The sequence below is a fragment of the Cyclobacterium lianum genome (assembly GCF_900143075.1).
Classification (GTDB): Bacteria; Bacteroidota; Bacteroidia; order Cytophagales; family Cyclobacteriaceae; genus Cyclobacterium; species Cyclobacterium lianum.
The window spans coordinates 1-1,133 of record NZ_FRCY01000022.1 but is presented as its reverse complement, the minus strand read 5'-3'; the positions used below and the strand labels follow the sequence as shown (position 1 = coordinate 1,133).

Below are 1,133 nucleotides of genomic sequence, written 5' to 3'. Positions count from 1 at the left end.
GAACTGGAAGTTACGCAAGCGGCTCTGACGATCACGGCAGATGACAAGTCCAAAGTGTATGGGGAAGAAAACCCAGGCCTGACCTTCACCTATACCGGTCTGGTCAATGGAGATACGGAAGTCAGCGATAAACCAGCCATCAGCACGACGGCCACAGCCAGCTCAAAAGTAGGTACCTATCCCGTCACCTTAACCGGAGGCTCGGACGATAACTATGCTATCAAGCTGGTAGCCGGCGAGCTAGAAGTGACGCAAGCCGCTTTGACGATCACAGCAGACGACAAATCCAAAGTATATGGTGAGGAGAATCCGGCCTTGACCTTCACTTATACCGGTCTGGTCAACGGGGATACAGAAGTCAGCAAAGAACCAGCCATCAGCACGACGGCTACAGCGAGTTCAATTGTGGGATCTTATCCCGTTACCTTAAACGGTGGTTCTGACGATAACTATGCTATCAAGCTGGTAGCGGGTGAACTGGAAGTGACACCAGCAGCTTTGACCATAACAGCAGACGACAAGTCCAAAGTGTACGGCGAGAAAACCCCGGCTCTCACCTTTAGCTACACCGGTCTGGTCAATGGGGATACCGAAGTCAGCGATAAGCCAGCCATCAGCACGACGGCTACAGCAAATTCCAACGTAGGTACTTATCCGGTTACCTTAACCGGTGGTTCCGACGATAACTATGCTATCAAGCTTGTAGCCGGAGAACTGGAAGTGACGCAAGCCGCTTTGACGATCACAGTAGACGACAAGTCCAAAGTATACGGCGAAGTGAACCCAGCTCTGACATTCACCTATACCGGTCTGGTCAATGGAGATAAGGAAGTCAGCACTGAACCTGCGATCAGCACCACTGCCACAGCAAGCTCAGACGTAGGTACTTATCCGGTTACCTTAACCGGCGGTTCTGATGATAACTACGCGATCACGCTGGTAGCCGGTGACCTGGAAGTTACCCAGGCGGCATTAACGATCACTGCAGACGACAAGTCCAAGGTGTACGGTGAAGCGAACCCAGAATTGACCTTCACCTATACCGGCCTGGTCAATGGAGATACGGGAGTCAGCGATAAGCCAGCCATCAACACCACAGCGACTGCAAGTTCAGGCGTAGGCAGCTATCCGGT

Annotated in this window: 1 protein-coding gene; it reads left to right on the top strand. The window is 52.2% G+C overall.

Annotation, left to right across the window (positions count from 1 at the left end):
- Positions 1–1,133: MBG-2 domain-containing protein (locus BUB19_RS22505; protein WP_178371562.1), on the top strand; the 1,133-nt coding region annotated here is incomplete at both ends.